At 68.8% G+C, this 3,866-nt stretch carries 4 protein-coding genes; all 4 read left to right on the top strand.

Annotation, left to right across the window (positions count from 1 at the left end):
• Positions 1-1,027 (top strand): GAF domain-containing sensor histidine kinase (locus MUO23_04880; protein MCJ7512286.1); only part of this gene is annotated, 1,027 nt, incomplete at its 5' end.
• A 193-nt stretch (positions 1,028-1,220) separates the two neighbouring features.
• Positions 1,221-1,619, top strand: coding sequence for a hypothetical protein (locus MUO23_04875; GenBank protein ID MCJ7512285.1), 399 nt, complete (start codon positions 1,221-1,223; stop codon positions 1,617-1,619).
• 531 nt (positions 1,620-2,150) lie between these two features.
• Complete coding sequence (trxB, locus tag MUO23_04870) at positions 2,151-3,068, top strand: thioredoxin-disulfide reductase (protein MCJ7512284.1); 918 nt, start codon at positions 2,151-2,153, stop codon at positions 3,066-3,068.
• Entirely contained in the window at positions 3,065-3,862 is a 798-nt protein-coding gene (locus MUO23_04865) for an alpha/beta hydrolase (protein ID MCJ7512283.1), read from the top strand. Before trxB ends, MUO23_04865 begins: the two co-directional genes overlap by 4 nt.
• Positions 3,863-3,866: the final 4 nt, after the last annotated feature.

Genomic DNA, 3,866 nt, shown 5'->3' with positions numbered 1-3,866 from the left:
GCTCGCCGGTGCATCCGGCTGGGAGGTCAGGAGTGCGCGCCGGCTGACGCCCGGCGATCGCCAGACAGTGCTGGCCGAGCCGATCGGAATCCTGGCACAAGCCATAGCCGATCGAACAGCGGTCGTGAGCCGGCAGCCGGCTGAAGATCCTGCCCTGGCGTCGATGAGCGCCCTCAGGGTCTGTCGCGAGGTGGCGTGTGCGCCGCTGACAAGGGGCGGGAAGCCCGGCGGAGCTCTGCTCGTCGGCTGGAACGAGCCCGGAGCAGCCTCATCCCATGTCCTGGCAGAACTGCAGGCCATTGGCCGCTTGACCTCTGCCGGCCTCGACGGGCTCGACAGGCTGCAGCGGGCGGAGACGGAGAAACAGCGCCAGGGAGAGGTCCAGGAGGAGTCGCGCAAGCGGTTGGCCCGCGACCTGCACGATGGGCCAACCCAGGCGGTGGCCTCGCTGGCCATGCGCCTGAACTACATCGGCAAGCTGGTCGAGCGCGACCCGGCGGCCGCCCGGCGGGAACTGACGACCGCCGAAGAGATGGCCCGGCGCGCAACCCGCGATATCCGGCATATGCTCTTCGCCCTGCGCCCGCTGATTCTGGAATCGCAGGGTCTGGTGCCCGCACTCTGGCAGCTCGGGAAGAAAGTGCACGAAGTGCAGGGAGAGCAGGTGCTCGTCGAGGCTGAGCGGCAGGACGCCGAGAACATGAGCCCGCTGCAGCAAAGCGTGATCTTCTACATTGCCGAGGAAGCGATCAACAACGCCGTCAAGCACGCTCAGGCGCAGCACATCTGGGTGCGCCTCAGGCCGGGGGCCTCCGACTGGAGGCTGGAGATCGAGGATGACGGGGTCGGATTCAACGTTGGCTCCGTCGATGAGGACTATGCCCAGCGCGGCAGTCTGGGCCTGGTCAACATGCGCGAGCGGGCAGCGCTCGCCGGCGGACAACTGCAGGTCTTCTCGCAGGAAGGCAGCGGAACGCGCATCCTGGCTTCGATCCCGAGGCAGGCGGAGGCCGGTGCCGACGTCTAGCGGCGCCAGACTCTCCCTCCGGCCGGCTGCGGTCTCCCCGAACGGGAAGAGAGGCCGCGGTGGTTCCACTAGCTCCCGTGGCAGTCGGGGGACCGTCTGCCTTGAATGAGCTCAGAAGGCAGTTGGACCGCCTCCCGGGCCACTCGCCTGTCGGGGGAAGCGGTACAGCAGGAATAGGTTCGCGGTGAGGTGGGTGTGGCGAGCTTGGGCGGCAGCCGTCGGGCTGGTGTCATTCGCCTGGCTGGCGACGGAGGCCAGGCAGCTCACCGCGGTCCTCGTCCTGGCGGCGGCGCTGACGGTCACGGCCGCCGGACCCAGGGCTGGGCGGTGGGTGACGAAGAAGAGATCCGGCTTGCCCCGCTTGGCGGCGGCCGGACTGGCGGGCTGCGGCATCGGGGCCTGCGTCCCTTGGGTGGCGGCCGGGTTGATGCTGGTCAAGGTCTCGTTGCACAGCCACGCTCAAACGGAATTCTCCACCGACGAGCTGATCGCCGTCCTCGGCCGGATCCCTGTCTGGGCAGTCGGTGGAGGCCTCCTCGGTGGTGCGGCGGTGTTGGCGCCAGGGCTGTGGGCGCGCCGCGCTCCGGGGTAAGAAATCGCGATCCAAGCCAGTCACCACGGTCAGGACCTTGGCTGCACCCTGCCGGCACCCGGCGGTCGTCTACGGACCCGCGGCCTGTCGATCGGCGGCCGGGCTCGATGATGGACAGGAGGACCTTGATCGTTGCGACGGTTCCTGCCAGCCCACACTCCGGAGTCGCAGGCGGCCCCGCCGGGGTGAGGTGGAACACGCCCTGGAAGGGAACGGGACGCCGACGTACAATGAACGCGCCACGGGGTGCGAGACGGTGATGACTTCGGAGGACACGATCCAGGTCTTTCTCTGCCCGCGCTGTCTGAGCGCCGACGGCATGCCGGGGCGCTGCCCGAGTTGCGGCGCGGAGCGGTTGGGGTGCCGCCCCGGTGCGCCGGATGACCCGTGCCGGCGCCCGATCATAGACTCCCAAGGTCAGGTGCGCACGCGAGCGCCCATGTGGTGGCTGCGGGCCAGCCTGGCACAATTGCCGCATTGGTTGGACGCGGACCGCCGCGTCCAACCGTGACGATGTGAGGCGGAAATCGAATGGAACGCGTGATCATCATTGGATCTGGGCCAGCCGGGCTGACGGCCGCCCTCTACACAGCCCGGGCCAGCCTGGCGCCCCTGGTCATCTCCGGCAACCAGCTCGGCGGGCAGGTGTCAATCACCAGCGAAGTTGAAAACTATCCCGGGTTCCCCCAGGGCACCACCGGGCCGGAATTGGTCGAGCTGATGCAGAAGCAAGCGGAGCGCTTCGGGGCGCGGCTGCTGATCGATGAAGTCACCGAGGTCGACCTCCACCAGGGCAGCCCATTCCGGGTCAAGACTCACGGCGAAGAGCTGCAAGCCGAAGCCCTGATCGTGGCCACAGGCGCCTCACCCCGACGGCTGGGCGTGCCAGGCGAGTCCGAGCTGATCGGGCGAGGGGTGTCGTTCTGCGCCACCTGTGACGGTTTCTTCTTTCGCGGCAAGCAGGTGGTTGTCGTCGGCGGGGGCGACAGCGCCGCCGAGGAAGGCCTATTTCTCACCCGATTTGCCAAGGCGGTGCACGTGGTCCACCGGCGCGACCAGCTCCGGGCAGGTGAGGCCTTGAAGCGCCGCGCCTTCGCCAATGAGAAGATGTCCTTCATATGGGACACCGTGGTCGAGGAAGTGCTCGGCACAGGCAAGGTCGAGGCCGTGCGCCTCCGCAACCTGAAGACCGGCGAGGGCAGCGAGATTCCCGCCGACGGGGTGTTCATCTACGTCGGGCACGATCCCAACGCCGAATTGTTCAAGGGCCAGGTGGCGATGGATGACCACGGCTATCTGATCGCCGACCAGCGCATGATGACCAGCGTCGAGGGTGTGTTCGCCGCCGGCGAGATCCAGGATCCGAGCTACCGGCAGGTTGCCTCGTCGGTGGGTCAGGGCTGCGCGGCCGGCATGAGCGCCGAGCGCTGGCTGGCGGAGCGGACGTGACGCTTCCGAGCCGAGCCGGCATTGCCTACGAGCAGAATCTCAAGGGCCGCCCGATCGGGCGGCCCTTGATCCTGATTCACGGCGCCGGGGCCGAGCATCGGTTCTGGCCGCCGGAGTTGCGGAGCCTGCACCCGCTGCGGGTCCTGGCGCCCGACTTGCCGGGGCACGGCGCCTCCCCGGGCCCGGCTGCCGGCAGCATCGTGGAGAGCGCCACCCGGCTGCGGGAGTGGATGAGCGGGCTGGTGTCGGAGCCGGCGATTCTGGTCGGACACTCGATGGGGAGCGCCATCTCGCTGGAATTCGCCCTGCGCTGGCCCGAGCAGGTGGCCGGGTTGGTCCTGATCGGAAGTGGCACCCGGCTGCCAGTCAACCCCTGGCTGCTCGAGGCCACGGCCGATCCGGCGACCCTGCCCAAGGCTGTAGAGCGGATCACTGGCTGGTCGTTCGCCCGCGAGGCGCCGGCGGCGCTGACCACCTGGGTCACCGAGCGCACCCTGGCAACGGCACCCGGCGTGCTGTACCAGGATCTGGCGGCCTGCGATGCCTTCGATGCGGAGAGCCGGCTCCCAGGACTGCGCCTGCCGACGCTGGTCGTGTGCGGTCAGCAAGACCGCATGACGCCACCATCGGCGAGCCAGGCGCTGGCCGGGGCCATCGGCGATGCCGAGCTCGAATTCGTGGCGGACGCCGGCCACTACGTGATGCTCGAGCAGCCGGCGGTTTTGGAACGGCGGATCCGAGACTGGATCAATACCCACTACCCGGGGGCCCAAGCGGGCAGACCCGCCGCCTGACGGG

It is taken from the genome of Anaerolineales bacterium, assembly GCA_022866145.1.
Lineage (GTDB): Bacteria > Chloroflexota > Anaerolineae > Anaerolineales > E44-bin32 > PFL42.
The sequence above is the reverse complement of the archived record's forward strand: the minus strand, read 5'-3'. Positions and strand labels throughout refer to the sequence as shown.

Bases quoted from the DNA above. Each gene is read 5' to 3' on its own strand.
- trxB (MCJ7512284.1), top strand. From the start codon at position 2,151: ATGGAACGCGTGATCATCATTGGATCTGGGCCAGCCGGGCTGACGGCC.